Here is a 26,506-nt window from a genome sequence, read left to right on the forward strand (position 1 = left end):
ATTGATGACTAGTGGTTATATTTCAAATTGTCTTTATATACTCTATTTTTTATTTTAAAAAATACCCGGAAATACTCTGTACCCCGGGTTACCATTAGCTATTTCAGGTTGAGACTATTTAGCAGCATTACGTGCTTCAGTCAGCCAACCGTTCCATTTATCCTGATTTTTGGTAATCCACTCATCTACGTGGCCTTGAATATCCTGGGTACTCTTTTCACCTTCGTTCATCCGAGTATTTTGTTCATTGATATCACTAAGTGGCACTGTAAATACCTCAAAAAATTTCCTTGCTGCCGGATTTTGCTTGGTGAATTTCTTGTTGGCGACTATCTGGATGTCAGACACGACAAAACCCAGTTTTACCGGGTCAGAAACCGCGCCTTCAATTCCATTCACTGTCATCCGTTCAACTGCAGAACTTTGCGCCTTTGTCGGCTTTATTTCAGGCACGTTGATCCACACAACATCCTTGCCTGGCTTCAGTTTAAAAATGGTCCAATTTGGTGCCCAAGTATAGAAGAAGATTGGTCCACCATTTTTATAACCCGCCATCGCCGATGCCATTCCTGCTGCATATGAAGCGGTCACCGGATTGATAGCATCTTTGAGATCGTATACATCCATATGGTGGCTGATTATTTTTTCACATCCCCAGCCTGGTGGGCAGGCGGTAAGATCGGCCTTGCCATCACCATTGGTATCAAATGCTTTCTTCACCTCAGGGCGTTTAAAATCTTCAAGGGAAGTAATGTTGTATTTATCTGCCTCTTTCTTAGACACCAAATAGCCCTGTAGACCACCGGCCTTAACCACAAAACCTACTTTTTCGCCTTTGTCATAAAATCCTTTCGGCATCTGGTCATCATGATTTGGAAACCAGCCATTGGTCCAGTAATCAACATCACCGAGAGTCACTGTTTTGTAAAAGATCGGATTCGACAGATCTTTAGGTTTTTCTACATCATACCCAAGTGTTTCAAGGCCTCGTCGTACAAGCGCTTCCTGAAAAAATCCCGTGTCCCACGTGGCTCGCGCAGGTTTGACTGTTACGCCTTCACCTGGCTGGTGATTATCGGCAAGAGCTGCTGACCCTGTCATGGTCATTGCAGCTAAAGCGACACCCATTATTACTTTCTTAATTTTCATTTTCGTTCCTTATTTTTTTGTTGCCATAGATTGGGTCATTATCTTTAAATAATTACCAATAATAGACCTGTACCTTTGGACATAAATAAGCACATTCATTTTTTAGGTCATATTTTAAATAATATGTTGAATTTGAAATCATTTTTAAAAAGTATGATAAGAACTTAGGCTTGTTCTGTTAAAAAGCATCATTGCCTCGTAAAGGGCTACATCATTATCAGCTTTGCCCTCTTTTTTTAAAACGCTGACATACGTTTTACTAAACACTTGGGGGTTTGAATAAAAAATAACCCGTAAGCACTGTATGTGTGCTCCGGGTTACCAATAAGCTATTGCAGGTTGAGACTATTTAGCAGCATTACGTGCTTCAGTCAGCCAACCGTTCCATTGATCTTGGTTTTTGGCAATCCACTCATCTACGTGGCGTTGAATGTCCTGTTCACTCTTTTCGCCATCGTTCATCCGAGTATTCTGTTCGTTGACGTCGGCAAGCTGCAGGGTAAATACTTCAAAAAATTTCCTAGCTGCCGGATTTTGCTTGGTGAATTTTTTGTTGGCGACGACCTGGATGTCAGAAGCAACAAAACCAAGTTTTACCGGGTCAGAAACTGCGCCTTCAAGTCCCTTTATCGTCATTCGTTCAACAGCAGAACTTTGCGCTTTGGTCGGATTGATTTCAGGCACGTTGATCCACACAACGTCCTTGCCTGGCTTCAGTTTAAAAATGGTCCAATTTGGTGCCCAAGTATAGAAGAAGATTGGTCCACCATTTTTATAACCCGCCATCGCCGATGCCATTCCTGCTGCATATGCCGCTTTCACTGGATTGATAGCATCTTTGAGACCATATACGTCCATATGATGGGTGATTATTTTTTCACATCCCCAGCCTGGAGGGCAGGCAGTCAGATCGGCCTTGCCATCACCATTGGTATCAAAGGCTTTCTTCACCTCAGGGCGTTTAAAATCTTCAAGAGAGGTAATATTATATTTATCTACCTCTTTTTTAGACACTAAATAGCCACCCAGTCCACCGGCTTTCATTACATAACCAATCTTTTCAGCTTTTTTATCGAAGTTTTTCGGTAGTTGATCGTTATGCATTGGAAACCAACCATTGGTCCAATAATCAATATCACCGAGAGTGACAGTTTTGTAAAAAATTGGATTGACCAGAGTTTTGGGCTTTTCAACATCATACCCCAAAGTCTCAAGACCTCGTCGTACAAGCGCTTCCTGAAAAAAACCGGTGTCCCATGTCGCTCGAGCTGGTTTAACGGTTATGCCTTCTCCTGGCTTGAGAGTATCAGCAAGAGCTACTGACCCCGTCATTGTGATTGCAGCTAAAGCTGCGCCCAGTATTACTTTTTTAAGTATCATTTTACGTCCTTATTTTTTGGGGTTGCCATTGATTGGGTGATTCTATCTAAAATGATTGCTAATAAAACAATCGCAAGACCGCCAACCGTGGCCAAACCAATATCAAGTGTATTTAAGCCCAGAACGACAGGAGCCCCTAGGCCTCCTGCGCCAATCATTGCGGCGATAACCACCATGGAGAGCGACATCATGATGGTCTGATTAAGGCCAGCCATGATGGTCGGAAGAGCAAGTGGTATCTGAACTTTAAGTAAAACCTGCGAGCTTGTTGCCCCAAAGGCGAGCGCAGCCTCGACTAACTCTGGGTGTACCTGCCTGATACCGAGACTGGTTAATCTAACCAACGGTGGCAGGGCAAAAATGATGGTTGCAAGAACACCTGCTGTGTTGCCAATTGAAAAAAGCATCACAATAGGTACCAAATAGACAAAGGCTGGCGTTGTCTGCATCGCATCCAAAATGGGTCGGAGAATGTTATTAACACGATCACTGCGTCCAGCCCATATACCAAATGGCACTCCAACAACAGTACAGAACACAACAGATGAAAATACCATGGCGAGGGTTATCATGGTTTCAGACCAGAAACCAAGCAGACCAATGAGAATCAACGATGCAAGCGTAAAACCAGCAAGTTTGAAACCTGACACCCGCCAAGCAATGACGCCAAACAGTGCGATAACAAGTAGAGGTGGAGTTGCCAGAAGTCCATCTGACACACTTGATAAAATGAAGTCTACGGGCCATTTTATCATCTGAAAAAACCATCGATACCCTTCTACCAACCAGTCAACAAGGCTTGTGATCCATGCATCTAAGGGAATAACTCTTTCATCAAAACTGAACATAATATAAAACTCCTGAAGCTAGTATTCTAAGATGCTGACTGCTCAAAATAAGTCCCCTTTTCTGCACGGTTTAAGGTACGAAGAAACAGATTTTTAGAAACAACTCCGCGATATCTATTTTCTGAGTTTACAACTGGAATAGGCCAAGAATGAGATGCTACCAAAGATAAAATGTCCTGAAGACTATCGGTTTCCTGAACCGATTTGGCTTCTGTAAGGAAAGCATGCTCAAGTTTGCTGGTACCATTCCCCTGGTCAATAGCGTCGCGCAGAGAATCAGAAGAAACAACACCCAAATAACGATGTTCTGAGTCGAGTACATAGGCAAATTCGCGATCTTTCATACTCAACATTTCTAATGTGGCTCGTGGGCTACCTGCTTTAGTATGCCAAACGACCGTTGGCTGGCTATCGCGGGCAATGTCCCCTGCGGAGATAACACCGGTTGGATCCACGCCACGGAAAAATGCGCGTACATAATCGTCAGCGGGATTTTGCAGAATCTCTTCTGGCGTCCCCACTTGAATAACTCGGCCGCCCTGCATGATGGCAATTCGGTCGCCAATACGTAATGCTTCGTCTAAATCATGGGAGATAAATATGATGGTGCGCTCATGACGGTCTTGCAGTTTCAACAGTTCATCCTGCATTTCTGTCTTAATAAGAGGATCAAGCGCCGAAAATGCCTCATCCATGAGCAAGATATCAGGATCAACCGCTAAGCCTCGCGCCAATCCCACTCGCTGCTGCATACCACCACTTAACTCATTAGGATATGCATTCTCCAAGCCTTCAAGTCCGACTTGTTTTAAGGCATCTAGAGCTCGCTCTTCACGCTGTTTCTTATCCATGCCATCAAGCTCGAGGCCAAAAGCTGCATTTTCTAACACTGTCTGATGAGGCATAAGAGCGAAAGACTGAAAGACCATACTGGTTTTGCTTCTGCGAAACCTTACCAGCTCATCCTTATTCATTGTGAGGATATTTTGACCATCAACTAACACCTCTCCAGATGTTGGTTCAATGAGCCTGTTTAGCATTCTTACTAGAGTTGATTTTCCTGAGCCAGACAGACCCATCACGACAAAAATTTCACCTTTGTTTACGGTAAAACTTGCACCTTGTACTGCAACTGTAAGCCCTGTCTGTTCGTAAATTTCTTCTTTGCTTTTCCCTTGTTCAAGTAATTTCACTCCCTTGCGAGGCTCAGAACCAAAAACCTTATAGAGGTTTTTTATTACTATTTTTTCCATAATATTTTCCATGACGCTCTTTTACGCCGTTCTGCTTTTTTGTACTAACGCTACATAAAAAGCACGTGAATAAATTCTGCGCTGTTAAATATTTACCACACACTTTCGCGATATATTTTATACACTAGTCCCTAAACGCTCATCATGTCAATGTTAGTGTTTTCACAAATACAGATAAATCATTGAATTTAATTGTAAAAACACAACAGATATTACCCTCACTTTTAACAAGGATAATATTACTGGTTTAGTAACCTATTCGGAGTGTTATTAGCGGTAAAGCGCTTTAATAAACCTTTATAAACGGCTTAACTAGCAATTTTTAAATAGTAGTGGTTAATAAATAGCAGCCCTAATTAGCGGTGCTTAAATAATTAAGTAAAGCTTTATTCGGCTACTGCCAATGAGAAGTATAGCTACCTCTAACATCCATTTGTCAGCGGCTTATAATTATACTTTAAACCGACTCAACTGCTGCTTTAGCATATGGACTTCATGATCTAACTGGTCTCTTTCATCGAGTAATTGTAAGATTAATGCAATGCCACTCCAATCGAGTGCCAGATCACGTTGAATGCGCGTGGCTTTTTTCACTTGATGTAAATTCTCGACACTAAAGCGCCATTGTTCTATCACCTCACCCTCCATTGGCATGGCAATACTGTGCTCTACAAGTTCAAGTAGTAATGCTGAGCTGATATCGCTGCACTCACACAGTTCATCGCTACTCAACCAACAATCTTGTTCGCTTATATTAATTTGCAGCATCGTTATTTACTCCAACTGGCACGTGGGTCGAATATATTTTTCTCTGCTAATTCAGTCCACAATTGTTTGCTTGCTTCATCTGGCGATGTCGGGACGACTATTTTGAGTACCGCAAATAAGTCCCCATGTACTTTTTTACTGAGTAAGCCTTTTCCTTTTATACGTAAACGCTGTCCTGACTGACTATTAGCAGGGATAGTCAGTTGAATATGACCGGTTAACGTGGGCAGTTTAAGCTTGGTACCCAGCACTGCTTCCCATGGCGCTACGGGTACAACAATACTTAAATCTCGACCATCAACATCAAACATGGGATGAGGTACAAAACGAATTTGTAAGTACAGATCACCGTTATCTGCCTTGGTCGGTCCCGGACCGCCCTGTCCTTTCAAGCGAATACGTTCACCATTAACAACGCCAGCAGGAATTTTAACTTTTAACGATTTAGGTTGCTCAACGATACGACCGCTAGGATCCCGTTGTTGTAAGGTAAACTCGACTGGCTTTAGAGTATCGACCAATGTTTCTTCAAGAAACATCGGAAACTCAATTTCAATGTCTTGGCCTTTTTGAGGCTGAGTTTGGCGCTGTCTATGTTGGCTACCTTGTTCAAAACCTCCGCGGCTGGAGCCAAAAATTGAACTAAAAAAGTCTGAAAACTCTTGATCGGTTTGTGGATCGCTTTGCTGTTGTCCCCAGGTTTGCCCTGCACCATTCGCTGCGCCTTGATTGGCATAACGATTTTGGGTTCTATTAAGGTGATGATGACGTAATTCGTCATATTCAGCACGCTTTTTAGTGTTATGTAACACTTCATAGGCTTCACCTATTTCTTTGAATTTCGCCTCAGCATCTGGATGTTTACTCACGTCAGGATGATACTGCACGGCAAGTTTTTTATAAGCGACTTTAACCGCTTTATCATTCGCTTTAGGATCGATGCCTAATACAGTGTAATAGTCTTTAAAATTCATTTTATCCCCTCACAAAAAGCAAGTTTGCAACGGATCATTAGACAACTTTGAACCCATCTACATTAACGAGTTTAGGCCCACAGACAAACAACACGCTTGATCTTGATCAACTCTATTACAGTATAACGAGTTTAGTTAATGAGCATTACATGATTAAAAAAACATCTCTCTTTTAAAAGAACAGCAACAACATAACCCTATGAAATGGATTTATATCAAACACATTATACGTTTAGGGTTGTTCGCAAAAAGTGCCCATATTGGTTAGCGATATTTAGCTAACTCAATGACACAAAAACAGTACTATCATCTAGTTTTGGTCACGATGTCACCTTGACACAACAGCACGAAAAAACAGTGTCAGCAGCATAAACTCGGGGGATTAAAAATCAGCATTAGTGAAGAGTAAACTCATCATTGTGAGTGATTTACCTTGATATATCTCAACAAGTTGACTCAGATCACATTGCTGTTGCAGCTTAGTATTACACTTAATTTAAATGACACCTCAAGTGTGGCGTGTGCTATCGACTAACTTCACGTTCTCCAGCCTTGTATCGATGCTCAAATAATGAGAGGCCCATAATATGACATCAGATAAACAACAACCGACAACATCACACGATACTGATATTCGTCAAACGTTAGGACTCGATAAGTCTAGTGCAAAGCACAAGTTTGCGGGTAAATGGTTTTGGATTGTTGGGGGAATTGTTATTGTTATCATTGTAGTATGGCAAATATTCACTAACGGCCAATCGCAAACTATTCACTATAAAACGGCCAATGCCAACCGTGGATTATTGAGTATAACGGTTACCGCTACTGGCACGCTCGAACCCGTCAATCAGGTTGAAGTGGGCTCAGAAATTTCTGGCACAATTAAAACAGTATTGGTCGATTTTAATGATTACGTTAAAAAGGACCAAGTACTTGCGCGCATGGATACAGATCAATTGCAGGCCAAGGTAAACCAAGCTAAAGCATCTCTTGACTGGGCAAAAGCGCAGGTTAAACAAGTTGAAGCGACCATTATCGAAACCAAAAACAGCTTAAGTCGTTCCCGAGAACTCGCTAAAACGGGCATGTGTTCAGTACAAGAATGTGAAGCATCACAAGCGACATATGATCGCACTGTAGCCAATCTTGCAAGTGCTAAAGCCCAAGTCGTACAGTCGCAAGCAGCGCTTGATTCAGAGTTAACCACACTAGCAAAAGCCACCATACATTCACCGATTGATGGCATTGTGTTAATTCGTGATGTTGAACCAGGGCAGACCATGGCTGCCTCATTTCAAACACCGGTGATGTTTACCTTGGCAGAAAACCTCACTCAAATGGAATTACACGTAGACGTAGATGAAGCCGATGTTGGCCAGATTAGCGTGGGACAAGAGGCATTGTTTACTGTGGATGCTTATGCCAATCGAAATTTTCCAGCCAAAATTTCTGAGGTTCATTTTGCTTCTCAAACCGTTGATGGTGTGGTGACCTATGAAACCGTACTAATTGTCGATAATTCAGCCTTATTACTGCGTCCTGGGATGACGGCCACCGCGGATATTTTAGTTAAACAAGTATCCGATGCATTGCTGGTTCCCAATGCAGCCTTGCGTTTCAGTCCTCCAGAACAGGAGCAACAAGCCGCTAGCAGTGGCGGCTTAATGAGTAATTTACTTCCACGACCTCCAAGCAGCTCACAACCTCAAGAACACGCAGTAAACAGCAACAAAAATCAACAACACATATGGACATTACGCGACGGCCAACCCATTTCCATAGAAGTCACCACCGGATCGAGTGATGGAATTAACACTGAAATCACTGCTGGCGACATTGAAACGGGCATGGCATTAATTATCGATACCATCAGTAACAAACAGTGAAGGATATGATGCAAAGCCAGCAACCCTCCCTGATTGAGCTCAGGGACGTCACCAAAGTTTATGGCTCAGGACAAGCAGAGATGCAGGCCTTGGGCGGAATAGATTTAACCATCGAGCGCGGCGAGTTTGTGGCGGTGATGGGGCCTAGTGGATCAGGAAAATCAACCTGCATGAATGTGCTAGGTTGCTTAGATACACCAACTGCAGGCAGTTATAGGTTTGATGGTATTGATGTTGGTTCGTTAACTCGCGATCAATTAGCATTACTAAGACGTAACTATCTCGGTTTTGTGTTTCAGGGATTCAATTTACTTAACAGAACATCTGCACTGGAAAATGTTGAATTACCACTCATCTATCGAGGCATGCCAGCTGCTGAGCGTCGTGAGCATGCATTGAATGCACTCAAAGTAGTAGGCCTTAACGGCTGGGAAGATCACACCCCGGGAGAATTATCTGGTGGCCAACAACAACGAGTAGCGATTGCCCGCGCGATTGTGACTCAGCCCTCGGTGTTATTAGCCGATGAACCCACGGGTAATTTAGATTCATCGCGCAGTCGAGAAATAATGGAACTGTTAAGCTCATTTAATCGCGACCAAGGCATCACCATCGTAATGGTGACTCATGAGCCAGACATGGCAGCATTTGCCAAACGCCAAATACACTTCCTCGATGGCTTAGTCGCTCATGATGCCAACAACCAAGGACACAGCTGATGTTATGGAATGCTTTATTATTGGCTATGCGAGAAATTCGTCGCAATGTTATGCGGTCATTTCTTACGGTTTTGGGTATTGTCATTGGCGTAGCGGCGGTGATTATTATGGTCACTATTGGTGGCGGTGCAACACAACAGGTGACACAGCAAATTTCGAGCCTGGGCAGTAACCTGTTAATGGTCTCTCCTGGTCAGCGAATGGGAATGGGCCAGCGGTCCTCAGCATCGGCATTTCGTCTCGATGATGCTGAAGCTATCAGCAGAGAAATAAGCAACATCAGCGCAGTTGCTCCCTCCGCATCGCAGAGTGTTACCGTCGTTTTCGGCAATGAGAACTGGAGTACCAGTATTAGCGGTTCAACCAATCAACTTTTTGAAGCCGGAAACTGGGAATTTAAATCGGGGCGTCAGTTTGTCGAAAGTGAATTACGAGCAGGCAAGGCTGTTTGCATAATAGGTGAAACCGTTCGCAAGGAATTGTTTGGGGAACAAAACCCAATTGGACAAAAAATCCGCCTAGAAAAGCTGTCATGTGAAGTCATAGGGCTACTTAATTCCAAGGGGCAGTCAACAATGGGAATGGATCAGGACGATTTGGTGGTGATTCCGTTACGCACTTTTCAACGACGACTAGCGGGTAATCAGGATGTCAGACTGATCCAAATATCAGTTAAAGATGGCGTATCAACCCAGAAAGTAGAACAAGCTGTGACTGAATTGCTGCGTGAACGTCGCCATATATCAGCCAATGAAGATGATGACTTTTCGGTAATGGATCTAAAAGAAATCGCCAATATGCTAAGTGGTACAACACGAGTATTAACTATGCTACTGGGTGCCGTTGCTGCAGTGAGTTTACTGGTTGGCGGCATTGGCATTATGAACATCATGTTGGTGTCGGTCACTGAACGAACACGAGAAATCGGCATTCGTCTAGCCATTGGCGCACTTGAACGAGAAGTCCTATTACAGTTTCTGGTCGAAGCCATTGTGCTGTCTTCACTCGGCGGAATTGTCGGCATTATACTGGCATTGGCAGGCTCAGTTGCGCTAGCAAATTTAATACAAGTTCCGTTTGTATTCAACATGAGTATTGTGGTGGTATCGTTTCTATTCTCTGCAGCTGTAGGCGTCATCTTTGGGTATTTCCCTGCCCGTAAAGCCGCGCAACTAGATCCAATAGAAGCCCTGCGTCATGAATAGCCTTTATCCTCAACGCAAATTCGGTTTATTGTGCTTCTATGGTGTTAATTACGTCCCAATCAGTGCGAGATAAATCAACCGGTTATACTGGAATCTAGTTAACAACTCTAATGAACTCGAAGAGTGAATGTCACCTTTAATGTCAATAATCCACATTGTCATTTGTTTAAGCAAATTAACTCAATATCTGACCACACAGAAATGCTTTACGGACAATAGCAGAACAGCAGTGCTACTATAGCGAATAACCTAAATAGATTATCGTTTGCCTTGGTTACATCACTATCATTACCGGTTAATAAATGAAGATAACTAATGGCCTCTGCGACAGCGATATATTCGACCACAATGTCGAACGTCAATATTGTCGTGTTTACTCGTATAATGCTAAATAGATATTAACAATTCTTTAGTCATCACAAACTAGCAGGTCTATTCATGACAGCCGAAGTACTCGAAATTCAGAGCTTTATTGCTCAGTACGCCCCCTTTGATCAGCTTCCAGAACAAGTCTTAATTGACGTTGCCAAAAGTGTTGAGATTTCTTATTACCGCACAGACAGCATGATTGTTAACTTTAATGACAACATTAAAGAGCTTTATATGATCCGCAGCGGAGTCGTAGAGTTATATCGCCGTAAAGGTGAACTTTATAATCGTTTAGACCAAGGTCAGTTATTTGGGCAAATGGGCTTATTAACCAATAATAAAGTACGTTTCCCCGCTAAAGCAGTAAAAGATACGCTGGTTTACTGTATTCCTGAGTCTGTATTCAATGACTTATGCGAGAATTATGATGATTTTGCTGATTTCGTTGAAGCTGAGGATACCACCCGTTTAAAACAAGCGGTAAAGGGTAAAACCGATGATGCTAATGCACTAACCACCTCAAAAGTGAAAACCTTAGTTACCAGAGAGCCTGTGGTTCTATCTTGCCATAGCTCCATACAAGTGGTGGCCAAAATAATGGCCGAGCAAAACATTTCTGCGGTATTAATAAATGACCCTGATATAGATGATCAACAAGATAGCAGTTTTGTGGGTATTATTACCGAACATGATCTCTGCGCTAAAGTCATCGCTGCCGGAGTTAATGTAGATAATCCTATTTCACAAGTCATGTCGACCAGTTTAATATCGCTGGATCATAACGCATACATTTTTGAAGCTATGTTGCTTATGCTGCGCAATAATATTGATCATCTACCTATCTTAAAAAATAAAAAACCGATTGGTCTTATTGAAGTTGCGGATATCATTCGCTACGAATCACAAAATAGTTTGTTGTTTGTAAGCAGTATCTTCCAACAAAATAGTTGCGAAGATTTAGTGCTACTTTCTGCGCAGTTAAAAAACTGCTTCGTACGCATGGTTAATGAAGATGCCAATTCACACATGGTCGGACGGGCAATGTCTGAAATTGGTCGTAACTTTAAACAACGTTTGTTAGAACTAGCAGAAGAAAAATTCGGCCCACCGCCTGTTCCTTATTGCTTTTTAGCACTGGGGTCGATGGCCCGTGATGAACAGCTAATGGTGACCGACCAAGATAATGCCATTATCCTTGATAACAGCTATAACGCTGCGTTACATGGTGAGTATTTTGCGAAGCTAGCAGATTTTGTTTGCGATGGTTTAGCCGCCTGCGGTTATAGTTACTGCACTGGTGATATTATGGCAAGCAACCCAGAATACCGTAAAACTCGTGCTCAATGGGAAGATTGTTTCGGTGATTGGATAGAAAATCCTAACCCGCAAGCTTTATTAAACTGCTCTATTTTCTTTGATCTTACCGGTGTTTATGGCCGAGTAAAATGGGCGGAACAGCTAAATGCATTTATCTTAAGTAAGGCCAAGAAAAACAACCGTTTTCTAGCCTGTTTAGCGCACAATGCCCTCAACCGAAAACCACCACTTGGATTCTTTAAAGATTTTGTGATGGAAAAAGATGGTCGTCATAACAACTCTATTAATTTGAAACGTCGTGGTACTGCACCATTGGCAGATTTGATCCGAGTACACGCATTAGCAATCGGCTCGCAATCGCAAAACTCATTTGAACGTTTAGAAGATATTATCGACGCAGGCATTCTGCCAACATCAAAGGGCGAAGATTTACAACATGCTATGGAGCTTATCTCTCTGGTACGTTTACGTCATCAATCAACGGATATAGAGTCTGGGATTGAGCCTGATAATAATATTGAACCTGAAAGTATGTCAGATTTTGAAAGACGAAATCTTAAAGATGCCTTTTTAGTGTTAAGCAATGCGCAAAACTTTTTAAAATATCGCTACAGTTCGAACAAACTTTAAAGGTTAACTCATGACTAATTTCAGTAACCAGGCGATTTTAAACTGGCAAGCCTTTCTAGAATTAAAAGTGCAAAACAGTAAAGATAGACGCCTGCATGATTTCTATCATGCGGGAACTTATCACAATGAAACACCATTAAGTGATATTGAGTTTGTCGCATTGGATTTTGAAACAACTGGTTTAGATTCACAGAAAAACAGCATCATTAGTATTGGCTTAGTGCCATTTACCTTGCAGCGTATTTTCTGCCGTAAAGCAAAAAAATGGTATCTCAACCCTAAAGATAAATTACAAGAAGACTCTATTATTATTCACGGTATCACCCACTCTGATTTACAAGATGCGCCTGATTTACTATTGATTTTAGAGCAGCTTTTAAATGAATTAGCCGGTAAAGTCGTGGTAGTGCATTATCGTCATATTGAGCGTGATTTTCTTGATCATACGCTACGCATGTTGATTAATGAAGGCATTGTGTTTCCGGTTATCGATACCATGCAGATTGAGGCTAATGTACAACGAGAAAAATCGCAGGGATTATTTAATTTCTTTAAAAGAAAACGCACAGAATCAATTCGCCTTGCAAATAGTCGTGAACGTTATCATTTGCCCGCTTATGCCCCTCATGATGCGTTAACTGATGCCATAGCCACCGCAGAGTTATTGCAGGCTCAAATTAAATATCATTTTAGTCCCGACACTGCGATTAAAAATTTATGGTTATAAAGTTTAGCTGAACAGAAATATTTATGAAAAAAAAGCCGATGAATTAATCATCGGCTTTTTTGTGTGAATTATTAAGTCCTGAAATGTGTTTGCACTTTAAGGACTTAATTTCAACAATTAGCTTTTATTATGCTTTTCGGTACGCATACCCATCAACAAACTGACACACATAACCAATAGAATAATGGTAAAGGGTAATCCAGTTGAAATAGCACCCGCTTGAAGTGCTTCAATCGCCTGAGTACCACCAACCCAAAGTAATACAGCTGCAATAGCACCTTCTATTACAGCCCAAAAGATGCGTTGAGGGATCGGAGCATCAATTTTACCACCAGCAGTAATACTGTCGATAACTAGTGAGCCTGAATCCGAAGAAGTAATAAAGAAAACCAGCACCAATAGCACAGCCAACATTGATAACAGATTACCTAAAGGCAACGAATCAAACATTTGGAACATAGCTAGCGGAACTTCTGTTAATCCCTTACTGCCCAATGTACCCACATTATTGATAACTTGATCAATTGCGATACCACCAAATACAGACATCCATAAAATAGTGACTACGGTTGGCACAATCAATACAGTGGAAAGAAATTCACGTACTGTACGACCGCGTGAGATACGAGCAATAAACATACCCACAAATGGTGACCATGAAATCCACCACGCCCAATAAAACACAGTCCAACCGTGCATCCAAGCTTCGTCTTCACGACCGATTGGATTACTCAATGGAATAATATTCTTTATATAACCCATTACCGTTGTTGGAATTGTACCCATTGAAACAGCAAAAGTAACAAGTGCTACAAAAATGAGTAAAGCAACAGCTAGTAACATATTGATATTACTAATGACTTTAACGCCGCCTTCAAGGCCGCGTACTACCGAGATAACAGCTAACAACGTCACTACTACAATAATAGTGATTTGTAGGGTTAAGCCGGCTTCAATGCCAAACACATGATGGAACCCAGCTGCAGCTTGTTGAGCACCTAAACCTAATGAGGTTGCTAGACCAAATAATGTGGCTAATACGGCGAAAATATCAATGATATGTCCAGGCCAGCCCCATGTGCGGTCACCCAATATAGGGTAAAAAGCAGATCGGATAGAAAGCGGCAAACCTTTGTTATAAGCAAAGAAAGCCATAGACAGCGCTACCACGCCATAAATTGACCAAGGATGTAACCCCCAATGGAACATTGTGGCACCAAGTGCAAGTTCTGCTGCTTCAGGTGTATTAGCAACCACATTCAATGGTGTTTCATACCAGCCGGTGTAATATGCTAAAGGTTCTGCAACGCCCCAAAACATCAAACCAATACCCATGCCTGCAGCAAAAAGCATTGCTATCCATGAAAGTCTTGAATAATCAGCTTTTGCATCATCTCCGCCTAAGCGAATTTTACCAAAAGGAGAAACGATTAATGCTAAGCAAAAAATCACAAAAATATTAGCAGACCACATAAAGAGACTGTCAAAGGTGCCGATAATTTGCCATTTTAAGCCATCTAAAAACTCTTTTGATGTTGCCGGATCGATAATTAAGATTGCAATTAAAAAAGCAGCGATTAACCCTGCGCTTATCCCAAAAACGGCGTTATGAATATCAAAGCCCCATTTTTGGATGTTATCCTGTCCAACAGTATAATCGGTATTATCTATACTGTATTTGTCCTTATTTATCTTCATAAACCCTCGGTTAGAGCCGCCTTGCCCTATTGATTTGATACTCGATTGCATCTTAGATAAGGATTTTAACAAAATCGGAATGTGATTTCAGTCTTATTTCATTATCAGGTTAATTTTAAAATATAAAACATATAAATAATCATATATTTAAATAACACAAGCTGCATTTTCACTTAACCGAACATGCACCATTCATCGAAATATCCGCAATATCTTTGGTCTTCCTCAGAAAATAGCCTCTTGCAGTAAAACATTAATGCCTTTTAGGTGTCGTGTTTGTTTGATGTTTGCATAAGCAATTACAGCTCATTCATCAATCACTCTGATCCACCAAACAGCACATCGTGGACCTTGTGAGTTTATACAGCTTCGCCTAGTGGAAATTTCTGAGCCAACCTTGCTACCACGTTCACTACAATTTCGGCTTAAATTTAGAAATCCTCAATATGTAGCCAAGCTACCTTTAACTCTTAATGAGTTAATAATAATGTTCTTATGGGTAATGAAAAATCGGTATGGTTCAGGGCTATTTCTCAAAGGTATTAATTTGACCTTATTTAAATTTGTATTTTTAGGCGGGGAATGTTCAATGCTATTGGCGCACAGCAACTAAATATACTTTAGGCTGCTGTGCATTAGGTCTTTAGTCAATGAATTAACAACATAATTCCAATGTGTAGATTTTTATTGGTTGCATGCACATAAAATAATAATCATGCGCCGGATAGCGCAGATTATTTATTACTCTTCTGCCTTGTACCCAATTCTAAACCCACCCCAATGCTTTCCATTAACGTAAATAGGTGCAGACAGATCATGCATCACTTCACCGGTATCACGCTTATAAGTTTGCAGTAAAAAAGTTTCGGTGTTGCTGCCGCATCGCTTGCCTGTTGGGTCATCAAAAATACGCTTGGTGCGATTACCAGCAAGGTCTTGTTCCCGATTTCCGGTTAAAGGCTTAGAAAATTTGAGATTATGGGTAGGGAAATAGCCTCTTACATCCACAGCTCCTGCATAAATAATATCTGCGTTATTTTTTAAAATGACCTCTTGAATGTTAGGTAAATTTGAGTCTGTAAAACGGTCAAAACCGGTGGTGAATTTTTGCGGGTCGGTTTTAGGGATTGGTTGGTAATTTGAGTCAAATAACTGTGCTTGTGTAAGTGAACCTTTTTCCAAAGCGTATTCAAAAATGGTTCCGACATCAGCCGCTGCATTAAGCGCGACATTAGCAATAACTGCGTGTTTATCCGATAAATCGAAACTCTGCAGATGACGAAAAATCTGTTCGGCAAAGCCACTGAGTTCAAGAACACGATCTGAAGCTTCTATTAAGTCGGTATCAACTTTGAGTATAGAGGCACCTATTCCTTCAATATTTGCACCAATACCATTGGTATTATCAACGGTTAACCCTACTGTTTGATCCATTTGCAGCATTTCGCTTGCTGCACCGGCCATACTTTCTTGGCTCGCTTGTGTGAGGATATAGATCTCATTCATGCGTTGAGAGAGCTTCCCCCCCATCTCACTCACTCGTTGCATTGCTTGTACTGATTGAATGCTATTCTCGCCAATTTCTGACAACAATGATTCGATACCTTGCGTTGCTTCAGCCGTTTTATGTGCCAGATTGCGAACTTCATCGGCTACCACGGCAAATCCTCTGCCTTGCTCACCGGCTCTGGCGGCTTCAATTGCAGCATTGAGGGCCAACATATTGGTTTGATCAGATAGTTGATTAATAGTGTCGGTAATACTGCTTATAGCATTAGCTTTATTTTTAAGTTCGATTAATAACACTGCCGTTGATTCAATCTCAGTAGACAGGATGCGTTGCTGTTCATCGACTTGTTTTATTTCTTTGGCGTAGCTGGAAGCTTGGGTATTTGCTTCTTCAACCAGTAAGCGTACTTGGGCGGATTGGCCTAGAAGTTGTTGAGCACCTTGCTCTAAATTACCTGCTCTTTCTGATATTTCTTGAACATGCTTAACTTGTAAACCCATTGCATGTGCTAGTTTTTCGATAAAAAATGACACTTCAGCCCCACCAATGGCAATCCGAGTGGCAGCTTTGCTAATACCACTAGCAACATGCTCATCTTGTTGAGATGAGTCAAGGATTTCTGGGCTAGTTTCTTTTTTGTGGGTAAGCAGTAACGTGGCCACAGATGCGAGTGCGATCAACAATGCATACAGCCAAGGAGATAGAGTGAAATAACTCAGTAGCACAGTGATAGCAAATACCACTAAACCATTAATAAAAATTGTTCTATTTAGCATGAATACTCCAATCCTTTTTTATTCAGGTTAGCATTGTCTATGTCATTGTAGGCTATCGACTTTGGTCTATGGCTAAACTGTCATCTCAACCTAAGGCTTAAACCGTATTAATGACGCAATAGAGCCACAGCAAGAACTTGATATTGCATTTATTTGTGTACAAACCACGACATTAAGCATCAAGTGATCAACTCGAGCATTTTAGTGTAGTTTACAGATGCAACGATTCGACCAAAAATGCTGCTCTAATAGCAAAAGAAGTGCTAATGAACCGTTTTTTGTTATTAATCGAACACATGAATAACTTCACGGTTGACCGCAAAGAAATCCCTGGGAGTCATTCAGACAAAACCTCTTCACATTTGAGTTAAATAAAGTATTAGTTGCTACATCAATCGATGTAAAAGTGTAGTTGATGGATTTTTAACGTTAGGCGTTAAGCTGCATTGTGTATTTGTAACTTCTCGTCACTTTTTAACACTAAACGGTCTGATTTTTCAGGTTGTATGGGAAGGAATGATTATGTTTTATACTAATAAATAGAACTATTATTAATGTCGAGCAAAACAACCAAGGTAATATGAGTTATTACTATCGAAGTATATTGTTAATGCTTCACGCACTGTAAGTGCTGCATCAACATTTATGCACCCTCATGTGTATTATTGTTATAGGCAAAATTTCTACTTCCAGCGCCCACTTGACCAAATGGAAAATAACAACCAAATTCCACCGACGATAGCACTCAGAAATCCAAGTATGCCAAATAACGGCAAACCAAATAAAGTCGGGCCACCATCAACTGTCATCACGATAGACGACCCAATAATCATAGCCGCTACCACGTTACCTATTGCCACACGGCTAGCAGCACGATCAAGTTGATTACCAAATGCTTTTAGCCTTGTTACATCAACATGCAGTTGAAATCGACCACTACGGGCTGAACGTAAAAGTTGTTGCAAGTCTTGTGGTAATCCACTTAACAGTTCGCCAGTATCGACAATGGCTTGCCAACCTCTTTTGGCCAATGCGTCTGGTGCGTATCGGTCTACCATTAGCTGGTGTAATAATGGTTTGGCTTCAGTGACCATATTAAAGTCTGGGTCTAACTGCAGAGCTACACCTTCAAGTGCAATTAATGCTTTGATCAATATAATAATATCTGGTGGTAAGCTCAGACCATATTCTCTAAGCAGTGAGATCAGTTCAGTTAGCATCATGCTTAACTGGAAATTTTTTAACGAAACACCGTGATACTTATCAACAAATTCTTCTACTTCATATGTGAGATTTTCACAATTTATCGCAGGATTTCCAGCCCAATCCAGTAATACATCCACAACACGAGGAGCATCCAACTCAACCATGCTATGTAAAAGCTGTACCACTTGATGTCGGCGCTCGAAAGACAATCGTCCCACCATTCCAAAATCAATAAATGCGATTCGATTATCTGGTAGATAAAAAATATTACCTTGATGTGGGTCTGCATGATAAAAACCGTCAATTAATATCATTTTCAACGCGGCTTGACCGCCATACTTAGCTAACAGTTTTCTATCTAAACCAGCCTTTTCGACTGCTTCAACATTTCGACCAGAAATACCATCAATAAACTGTTGCACATTGACGCGTTCGCTACACCAAGACCAATACACTTTAGGAATAACGATATTAGGGTTACTTTTAAAATTTTTGGCTACCCTTTGGGCATTGCGACACTCGGCCAATAAATCCAATTCTCGGCGTAGAGAATGGGTAAATTGACGTACCACCTCACGAGGCTTAAAACGGCGTAATGTCGGAGACTCTGACTCCATGATCTCTGCAATACGGGCAAGTAAACGTAAATCGGCTTCCATAACGGGCCTAATGCCTGGCCGGCGAACCTTAATAATCACTTCAGTACCATCATGTAGACGAGCTCGATGCACTTGGGCAATGGACGCAGCAGCAAAAGGTTTTGGATTAAATTCAGCAAAAGCTTGTTGCGGACTACATCCTAAGTCTTCTTGTAATTGTTTACAGATTAATTCGGATGATACCGCAGGCGCATGATTTTGTAATTTTTCAAATTCAGTCGTCCACTCTGGTGAAAATAGGTCTGAACGGGTAGCAAGAATTTGTCCTAATTTTATAAAGGTTGGCCCCATTTCAGCTAATGCATGACAAAACCTGACTGGTGACTCCAAACTGGTTATTTCCGCAGCATGCTTCCAATGCAATGCCTTACCTGCGACATTCAACATGTCAGCGAGGCCAAGCCTGCGCATTACATCGCCGAAGCCATAACGGATTAAGACCGAAGCAAGCTCATTCAGTCGACCAATATCTCGCGCTGTGCCTAACGTCTCCCAAAGCATGGTGCACCTATTTACTTTTATTTGGGGCTGGATTAGATGTTGATTTCTGATTCAATTTTTGTCCAAGCGCATCAAGAAAACCAGCTGCAGCATAAGCTAGGTTACTTGTTACTTTCGCAGCTGAATCGACTCCGGCGCTTACAGTGTCGCTTAACCTTTCACTGAATTGTTGGTTTAACAATGTTGCGATCTCAGTTGTTTTTTGACCAACTGCAGTGCCGCTTACCCGCCCATGACGAACCAAATCATTTAAGGTATCGGATACCGTCTCATTAGCCTCTATTGCTACCTCTTTCAAAGTATCTAAAAACATAGCTTCAAGCTCACTAAGGTCATTAATGGCGCGATCTAAATCCTGCTTACTAAAGGTGTTAACATGCGAACTAGCTTCTTCAACGGCTAATTTGCATGCTTCGGCGGCAGAACATAAGGCATCGTCAAGTCCCGCAACGGCATAAGTTAACTTGTCCTGACCATCACGGCCGTGAGTAATAGCACCTAAACCAGCACCTTTAACCACTCGGTTTGCAATTTGCGAGATCTCACTGAAGTCCAATTTACCTTCACTAAATGCTTTAAGAGTAATGCACCGAACGGTTTCCCTAATATTATTATCGGTCTCAACAGCCTCTTTAATATATCCTTCGAGATTGTCACGATTGCTATTTTTGTCACTTTTAGCTGTACTCATATTTATTCACCTATACAGTCTCTGGTTACAAGGAAAAAACAAACAGCCGCTATTAGTGTGTTAATGATGCTAGTAAACATTCTGGCTAATTCAAGTTTCTAAATTATTGATAGATTGAGGTTATAATCCTTGCTGTTGATATTGACTGACAGCTTGCATGGCCTCAATTCCGTAAACCATTGATGGACCTCCCCCCATCAGAATGGCCACAGACACAGTTTCAGCTATTTCCTCTTTACTAGCACCAGCCTGTAATGCGTCATGAACATGAAATGTAATACACCCATCACATCTAACCGTTATCGCTATACCAAGAGCAATTAGCTCCTTAGTTTTACTGTCTAAAGCTGCAGGAGTAATCGATGCCTTATGCAGTTCAGCAAACCCTTGCATAGCCTCAGGTATAGCCACCCCGAGTTTGTCCATCCAAGTATTAAGTTCTTTATAATGTTCAGGAAAATTTTTCATCTGTTTGACTCTTTTTGTGATTACAACTAAAGGAATCAGATACGTAAATGCGTATTAGAAATAACATTGTCATTATAAATTTAACTGAAATGTGTCGGTGATATCTTGACGTGCCTCAATGATGCAGCAAATAACGAACAATAAACGCACAATAGACGAACGATAAAAATCTCATTAATTTGAATTTTCATATGATGTGAATATTCAGACATAAGTTTCTATGGTCATGAACATCAAATTTTCGCAGCGGTCAGTAAGCCTACTTAAAAACTAATTGGTTTGTACCTTGTACTTTTCATTTCATAGATTCAACAATCAATGTAAGCACTTCAAAATCTAAACTAGAACATATTTTAGGCCGTGACGATGTGCCTAAGGCTTTGCGTTCTTAACCATCGGGATCTTAGGGGCAAATAGTGCAGACACAAAAGCCCCATCATTTCTGATGAGGCTTTCTCGATAAATCTTGCAGAGGGATTGCAGGCTTTTAATAAACAAGCCCCCCCTGACTTCGCATATAAAAATCAAAGTAAACCGTTATTTATCTGGCATTAACTATGAATGTCACCGTTAATATTAGCAGATTTACAATGGCGTAGTGTGTTACTAAAATCTTGGTACATTTATAAATCGCCAGCCATGTGACTAAAGCTCCTTTGAAGTGAAAACTGCCAAGGCAGGTTTGGTTTTCGGTTTGAGAAGACCAATGCCAAATGCTGCCATTACCACTGCAATGATGGCATTGAGGTAGTTGAAAAATGCATAGGGCGCGTAGTCAAGAACATCTACCCCTAGTGTGGCGGTATAAAAGGCCCCGGCTGTGGTCCACGGAATAAGGCCTGTGGTCATAGTGGCACCTTCTTCAACAGAGCGCGAAAGAATGGCAGCCTCTAGATTCTGTTGCTCATATTTCGGCTTAAACAGTTGGCAACTTAGAATAATCGAAATATAAGCCTCTCCCATAGCAATGTTACCTAAAAAACCGGACATAATAGTCGTAGCAATAAGGGTGGCGGTGCGCTGCACTCTTTTTATAATACCGGCTAACAATACGGTGAGAAATCCCGCGCCGTGCAAAATCCCACCTAGCGCGATGGCCATTAACGCCAGCAGCAAGGTCCAGCTCATGCTGCTAATGCCGCCGCGACCAAGCAAAGCATCTAAACTGGATATACCCGTTGATTCGGGCGTATTTTCCCACAGCGCATTAAGCACGGAGATAACACTCTCACCTTGATAAAAAATGGCAATGAGCACGGCAAGTATAATACTGCATGACATCGTTACTTCAGCGGGCACTTTTCTAATGCTCAATACCGCAAGTAAAATCAGTGGTAATAAGGTAATTAATGGCGTAAGGCTGTAAGTGTTGGCCAGTGCCGTTTGAATTGAGGTAACTTCTGTTAAGTCTAGATTTTGCTCCGCATAATTAAATCCTATCACTAAAAATATGATGAAGGTGAGGATAAAAGTAGGCATTGTAGTGAACAACATGGCGTAAATATGTCGATAAATATCGGTGCCAGCACTCATCGCGGCGAGGTTTGTAGTATCTGAAATCGGCGACATTTTATCACCGAAAGTTGCACCACAGACAATCATACCGGCAACTAAAGGAAGTGGAATATTCATCACAGAGCCAATGCCAATAAAAACCACGCCTAAAGTGCCGACTGTACCCCAAGACGTTCCGGTTGCAACCGACATCAAGGCGCACAGTAATAAACCGACGGCCAAAAACAAACTCGGACTCAGCCAGCTAAGGCCATAATAAATAAGGGTAGCGATGGTACCACTGTGCATAAAACTGGCAATCACCATGCCGATCAATATAAATATATAGATGGCAGGCATGGCTCTGCTGAGGGCGTTAGTCATTAACTCACGTATGTGTACATAGCCATAGCCAAGACTAAAAGCGTTAAGTCCTATCCACAAAAGACACAGAAACATCAGTATATGCAGGCTGATCCCTAGACCAAAAAGTCCTCCTGCAATGGTGATGATAATCACGCTAAAACAGACAATAGACTGCAAAAAACTAGGGCTACGGGGTAAGTTAGGAGTGATTACAGACATTGGCACACAGTATGTTAACAATTGGAATGAAGCTGAGTATATCAGTACAAATAATTGGGTAAACTATTAACAAGCAGGATATCAAAAATATAAACCGATCGTCTTTTATAAGTGGTGGTTTAGCCCCCAAAAAACGCCAACATAAAAGTTATTGCCGTGTGAGTTGCAAAATTATAATGTTCAACATTATGGTTGCGAATAATTGTCTTTGTAAATAAGAGCTTGTAATTAATTTAATGTATTGCCATAAAAAACGTCTAGATTTGTATAAATGACGTATCAAGTATATCCACATACGTTTTTAATCATATTCACATCATCAAAATTTCCATTCGTTATCGATTCACAACCTATTGTTGCGGAGTCAATGCTGATACGAATTATTTTTTGCCATGTGATAAAGGCATTATCATGAATAACACCCCTTCTGAGCTAGTTCGCGTAACCTGGGCACTTAAAACAAGTTTTATTGCTGACGCTTTAGCCATGCCTGTGCATTGGTATTATCAGCCAATGGAAATAGAGCGTGCCTTTACTGGTGGTATTCAGCGCTTTGAAGCCGCACCAGAGTTTCACCCTTCTTCTATTATGTCCTTGCACTCCAAACATAAAGGAGGGCGACAGTCCATCGATCGTCTAAGGGGCATTCAACTAACGATCTGTCGCCGCAAGTGGTAGGCGATGTTATTTTAAAAGATAAGGCGCAGTTTTGGGACCAACCGAATGTACATTATCATCAAGGCATGCAGGCCGGTGAAAACACCCTCAACGCCCATTGCGCTCGTGTGCTGATGCGCACCTTGGCGAGTTCGCCACAACGCTACGACCGACAAGCATTTGTTAATGCCTACATTGACTTTATGACAATGACTCCCGCCGCTCATCCCGATACTTATGCAGAATCCTACCATCGAGGATTTTTTGCTAATTTGGCGCAGGGACGCAAGCCTGAAAATTGTGGAATGATAACTCACGACACGGCATCTATCGGTGCATTGGTGACAATAGCGCCTTTGGTTTTTTCAGAACGACTTAGTGGCATAAGCGAAGCCGAGATAAAGATTGCCTGCCGAGCACATCTAGCCTTAACCCATCCTGATGAATCCTTAATGCAGGTGTGTGATAGCTATGTGCAACTATTGTGTGGGCTGATGGACGGGCCTGATGAAGCTGGCGTTAAAACACTTTTACTTGATGCAAGTAAGGGCTTAACGAGTACTAATTTAGCCGGTCTGTTAAAACGTAATGTGCCCGATAACCAAGTCGTCGGTCAGATTTTTTCAAGGGCGTGTTATATTTCAGATTCTTGGCCTGTCGTCTTGTATCTGGCTTATAAATACCAAAATAATCCTTGGCAAGCACTGCGAGTAAATACCAATTTAGGCGGTGACAATGTACATCGTGGCATCGTGCTGGGAACCTTGCTTGGACTGCAAAGCGATATTGTGGCCACCAGTTGGTTTGAACAACTGGTAGACCACAAAGAGATAGCTCATGAAATTGAGGCGCTTATCCGCGTGGCAAGCGCTCCCAAACCGTAAGTTCAGACAAGGTATGCTGAAACTTGTGCTGAGTTTCACGGATCACAAACGGGACTTTTCGCGGCTCACCGACTAACTTAAAATGGCTTGATAGTTGATCTTTCAAGCCATCTAACGTGCTGTAGTTTTCGCCATCTTTTTTGAACCCACCTATCCACTCGTCCTTGGGTGTATGTTCTTCCAGCCACGTGTAAGGCGATGCAATAATAAGCAAGCCGCCATCATTGATCCGCTGTGCCATATCCGCAAGAAAACGGCTCGGCTGGTAGAGTCTGTCAATTAAATTAGCTGCTAGTACTAAATCATAAGAAGTGAATTGGGGTTTGAGGTTACAGGCATCGCCTTGATGAAATGCTACGCGGTTTGCATAAGCTTCCAACCCTAGTTCTTGCAAGGTACGAGTATGATAGCTCACTAACTCGCCTTCTTCAGCTCGGGCGTAACGCACTGCACCTTGCTGCGCCATTTGAGCAGCAAGGCGGGTAAAGTTTGCTGAAAAATCAATACCGTCTACTTCATCAAACTGACGGGCTAGCTCAAAACTTGCACGACCACATGCACAGCCTAGGTCAAGAGCTTTAACTGTGGGTTTGCCCTTCATTGCCTCAAGTGCAATATCAGCTAAGGCTTTAGGGAAATTATCTACGCCATACCAAGTATCACCAAAGTGAAACTCTGCGTATTCTGACAATAACTGATTACTTTCGTAGTAAGCCTTAGGAGACGTCGCCTCAACACTAGAGGTAATATAGCGGAATCCGGCGTGCTGAAAGAAGTGACGCCTAAACGCATAACGTGCACTAAGGCGCGCTTCGTTACCACTTGAAATCCATGAACCACCTTTGATCAGGTTGTGTTTACCATCAAAAGTTGGCGTGGTGAAATCGTCATACAATGGGTGTACTTTAAAGTTATCGAAGGGGTAAATTGGCGTTTCAGTCCATTGCCACACGTTGCCCACCACATCAAACCAATTGCCATGTTGATAGCGCGTTACCGGGCAGCATGATGCAAAATGGTCAAGATGTAAGTTAGCATTAGCCGCGCTATTACCCAGCTCTTCAACTCCAGCTTGTGAGCATAGAAGATGCCATTCGTCTTCAGTTGGCATGCGGATCTGTTGCCCGGTAGCGACTGTTTTCCATTCACAAAACGCTTTCGCTTCATGATAGTTAACTTCAGCAGGCCAATCCCAAGCCATATCAATTTCTTCTGTCATCAGACGTAAACGCCAGCCATTATGCCAATGCCAAAATGCTGGGTGTTTCGCCTCAGTAAATTGTCGCCAAGCCAGGCCTTCATCGCTCCAGAAACTATTTTGCTCGTAACCACCGGCCTCAACAAACTCGAGGAACTCTTGATTACTGACTAAATATTGGCTGGCTTTAAATTCAGCGACCTCTGCCTGATGTTGGCCATATTCGTTATCCCAGCCATAGACATCACTATCAAAGGATTTTCCAAGATTAACAGAGCCGGCAGCGACGCTTATCAATTTATTTTTTGGCGCCTGGCCAGTCTCTTTGCAAGCAGGCCATTGAGGTAATGATTGGACTTTGGCCAGTTCATGCTGGCGAATGAGTACCGACGACGTCTCAAGGTGAATACGCTCGTGCTCAATACCCATGACGATAGGCCACCAGGTATTTTCCCAATCAATGGGTAGAACAAGGTCCAAGGTATCAATTAATGTTAATACTGTGGCACGCACTGTCGCGCGATAGTCTTTTACCGCAGAAACACTGGGCCAGTCATAACTGTCTTCAGACAGATCATCCCAGCTCATTTCATCAACACCCACAGCAAAAATTGACTCCATATGAGGATTTATCCTATTGGGGATCAGATTTGCTAATAGTAGCTTGTTGATGAAAAAAGTGGCCGTATGCCCAAGATAGAAAATAAGCGGGTGGCGCAAGGGGATAGGTTTTTGATAAAAACCAGCATCGTCGCGCAAACAATCAAACAGTTGCGAATAGGTATCGAAAGTATTAGTGAAGTAAAGCGCGATTTCTTTGCGCTTGTCATCCACACAGCCACTGCTGAGTTTAGGGGTTCTGCGCAATGCACCAGGTTCAACGAACGTTGCGGATCGTTTAGCCATTTCTTGAGCGTTTTGTATAGGTAAGGTCATCCTGAAACACGTTCCTTA

At 41.9% G+C, this 26,506-nt stretch carries 20 protein-coding genes; 7 read left to right on the top strand and 13 right to left on the bottom strand.

Annotated features, from left to right (window positions below):
* Positions 1–114: 114 nt before the first annotated feature.
* The 6 genes from proX (EGC86_RS16520) to EGC86_RS16545 form a co-directional block, all read right to left on the bottom strand.
* The gene (proX, locus tag EGC86_RS16520) at positions 115–1,149 is read right to left on the bottom strand and encodes a glycine betaine/L-proline ABC transporter substrate-binding protein ProX (RefSeq protein ID WP_123778276.1); all 1,035 of its coding nucleotides are present in this window, start codon (positions 1,147–1,149) and stop codon (positions 115–117) included.
* Between the two features lie 345 nt (positions 1,150–1,494).
* Positions 1,495–2,529 (bottom strand): glycine betaine/L-proline ABC transporter substrate-binding protein ProX, encoded by a 1,035-nt coding sequence (gene proX / locus EGC86_RS16525; RefSeq protein ID WP_123778277.1) that lies wholly within the window; start codon positions 2,527–2,529, stop codon positions 1,495–1,497.
* Positions 2,526–3,377: an ABC transporter permease gene (locus EGC86_RS16530; RefSeq protein WP_011637284.1), complete on the bottom strand. Its 852-nt coding sequence runs from the start codon at positions 3,375–3,377 to the stop codon at positions 2,526–2,528. Before EGC86_RS16530 ends, proX (EGC86_RS16525) begins: the two co-directional genes overlap by 4 nt.
* Before the next feature lie 26 nt (positions 3,378–3,403).
* The gene (proV, locus tag EGC86_RS16535) at positions 3,404–4,630 is read right to left on the bottom strand and encodes a glycine betaine/L-proline ABC transporter ATP-binding protein ProV (RefSeq protein ID WP_207893052.1); all 1,227 of its coding nucleotides are present in this window, start codon (positions 4,628–4,630) and stop codon (positions 3,404–3,406) included.
* 450 nt (positions 4,631–5,080) lie between these two features.
* Entirely contained in the window at positions 5,081–5,398 is a 318-nt protein-coding gene (locus EGC86_RS16540; protein WP_102037577.1) for a chaperone modulator CbpM, read from the bottom strand.
* Positions 5,399–5,400: 2 nt separating this feature from the next.
* On the bottom strand, positions 5,401–6,372 hold the full coding sequence (locus EGC86_RS16545) for a DnaJ C-terminal domain-containing protein (protein ID WP_102037576.1): 972 nt from the start codon (positions 6,370–6,372) through the stop codon (positions 5,401–5,403).
* Between the two features lie 587 nt (positions 6,373–6,959).
* Here EGC86_RS16545 and EGC86_RS16550 point away from each other — a divergent pair.
* The 5 genes from EGC86_RS16550 (at position 6,960) to EGC86_RS16570 (ending at position 13,225) form a co-directional block, all read left to right on the top strand.
* On the top strand, positions 6,960–8,258 hold the full coding sequence (locus EGC86_RS16550) for an efflux RND transporter periplasmic adaptor subunit (protein ID WP_011637280.1): 1,299 nt from the start codon (positions 6,960–6,962) through the stop codon (positions 8,256–8,258).
* Between the two features lie 8 nt (positions 8,259–8,266).
* Positions 8,267–8,977, top strand: a complete 711-nt coding sequence (locus tag EGC86_RS16555) for an ABC transporter ATP-binding protein (RefSeq protein ID WP_011637279.1) — start codon at positions 8,267–8,269, stop codon at positions 8,975–8,977.
* Positions 8,977–10,182 carry an ABC transporter permease gene (locus EGC86_RS16560; RefSeq protein ID WP_011637278.1) on the top strand — a complete coding sequence of 402 codons (1,206 nt, stop codon included), beginning with the start codon at positions 8,977–8,979 and terminating at the stop codon, positions 10,180–10,182. Before EGC86_RS16555 ends, EGC86_RS16560 begins: the two co-directional genes overlap by 1 nt.
* 438 nt (positions 10,183–10,620) lie before the next feature.
* Positions 10,621–12,498 (top strand): DUF294 nucleotidyltransferase-like domain-containing protein, encoded by a 1,878-nt coding sequence (locus tag EGC86_RS16565; RefSeq protein WP_123778279.1) that lies wholly within the window; start codon positions 10,621–10,623, stop codon positions 12,496–12,498.
* A gap of 10 nt (positions 12,499–12,508) precedes the next feature.
* Positions 12,509–13,225 carry a 3'-5' exonuclease gene (locus EGC86_RS16570; RefSeq protein WP_011637276.1) on the top strand — a complete coding sequence of 239 codons (717 nt, stop codon included), beginning with the start codon at positions 12,509–12,511 and terminating at the stop codon, positions 13,223–13,225.
* Positions 13,226–13,342: 117 nt separating this feature from the next.
* Here the strand turns inward: EGC86_RS16570 and EGC86_RS16575 are convergent, their stop codons facing one another.
* The 6 genes from EGC86_RS16575 to nhaC all read right to left on the bottom strand — a co-directional run bounded on the left by EGC86_RS16575 (position 13,343) and on the right by nhaC (position 22,813).
* A complete protein-coding gene (locus EGC86_RS16575) occupies positions 13,343–14,923 on the bottom strand; it encodes a BCCT family transporter (protein ID WP_011637275.1) in 1,581 nt (526 codons plus the stop codon).
* Between the two features lie 741 nt (positions 14,924–15,664).
* The gene (locus EGC86_RS21160) at positions 15,665–17,209 is read right to left on the bottom strand and encodes a methyl-accepting chemotaxis protein (RefSeq protein WP_123778280.1); all 1,545 of its coding nucleotides are present in this window, start codon (positions 17,207–17,209) and stop codon (positions 15,665–15,667) included.
* A 683-nt stretch (positions 17,210–17,892) separates the two neighbouring features.
* Complete coding sequence (locus tag EGC86_RS16585; protein ID WP_123778281.1) at positions 17,893–19,575, bottom strand: ABC1 kinase family protein; 1,683 nt, start codon at positions 19,573–19,575, stop codon at positions 17,893–17,895.
* A 7-nt stretch (positions 19,576–19,582) separates the two neighbouring features.
* Positions 19,583–20,266: a DUF6781 family protein gene (locus EGC86_RS16590; protein ID WP_123778282.1), complete on the bottom strand. Its 684-nt coding sequence runs from the start codon at positions 20,264–20,266 to the stop codon at positions 19,583–19,585.
* A gap of 120 nt (positions 20,267–20,386) precedes the next feature.
* Positions 20,387–20,734: a carboxymuconolactone decarboxylase family protein gene (locus EGC86_RS16595; RefSeq protein ID WP_243638332.1), complete on the bottom strand. Its 348-nt coding sequence runs from the start codon at positions 20,732–20,734 to the stop codon at positions 20,387–20,389.
* Positions 20,735–21,379: 645 nt separating this feature from the next.
* On the bottom strand, positions 21,380–22,813 hold the full coding sequence (nhaC, locus tag EGC86_RS16600; protein ID WP_207893053.1) for a Na+/H+ antiporter NhaC: 1,434 nt from the start codon (positions 22,811–22,813) through the stop codon (positions 21,380–21,382).
* A 411-nt stretch (positions 22,814–23,224) separates the two neighbouring features.
* Between nhaC and EGC86_RS21185 the strand changes: the two genes are divergently transcribed.
* Both EGC86_RS21185 and EGC86_RS16605 read left to right on the top strand, forming a co-directional pair.
* Positions 23,225–23,491, top strand: a complete 267-nt coding sequence (locus tag EGC86_RS21185; RefSeq protein WP_341539171.1) for a hypothetical protein — start codon at positions 23,225–23,227, stop codon at positions 23,489–23,491.
* Positions 23,485–24,354, top strand: coding sequence for an ADP-ribosylglycohydrolase family protein (locus tag EGC86_RS16605; protein ID WP_342634238.1), 870 nt, complete (start codon positions 23,485–23,487; stop codon positions 24,352–24,354). Before EGC86_RS21185 ends, EGC86_RS16605 begins: the two co-directional genes overlap by 7 nt.
* Here EGC86_RS16605 and ovoA read toward each other — a convergent pair.
* Positions 24,323–26,488, bottom strand: coding sequence for a 5-histidylcysteine sulfoxide synthase (ovoA, locus tag EGC86_RS16610; protein ID WP_123778283.1), 2,166 nt, complete (start codon positions 26,486–26,488; stop codon positions 24,323–24,325). The two genes, EGC86_RS16605 and ovoA, sit on opposite strands and share 32 nt — an antisense overlap.
* Between the last annotated feature and the right edge of the window lie 18 nt (positions 26,489–26,506).

The organism is Shewanella frigidimarina, assembly GCF_003797125.1.
Taxonomy (GTDB): domain Bacteria; phylum Pseudomonadota; class Gammaproteobacteria; order Enterobacterales; family Shewanellaceae; genus Shewanella; species Shewanella frigidimarina.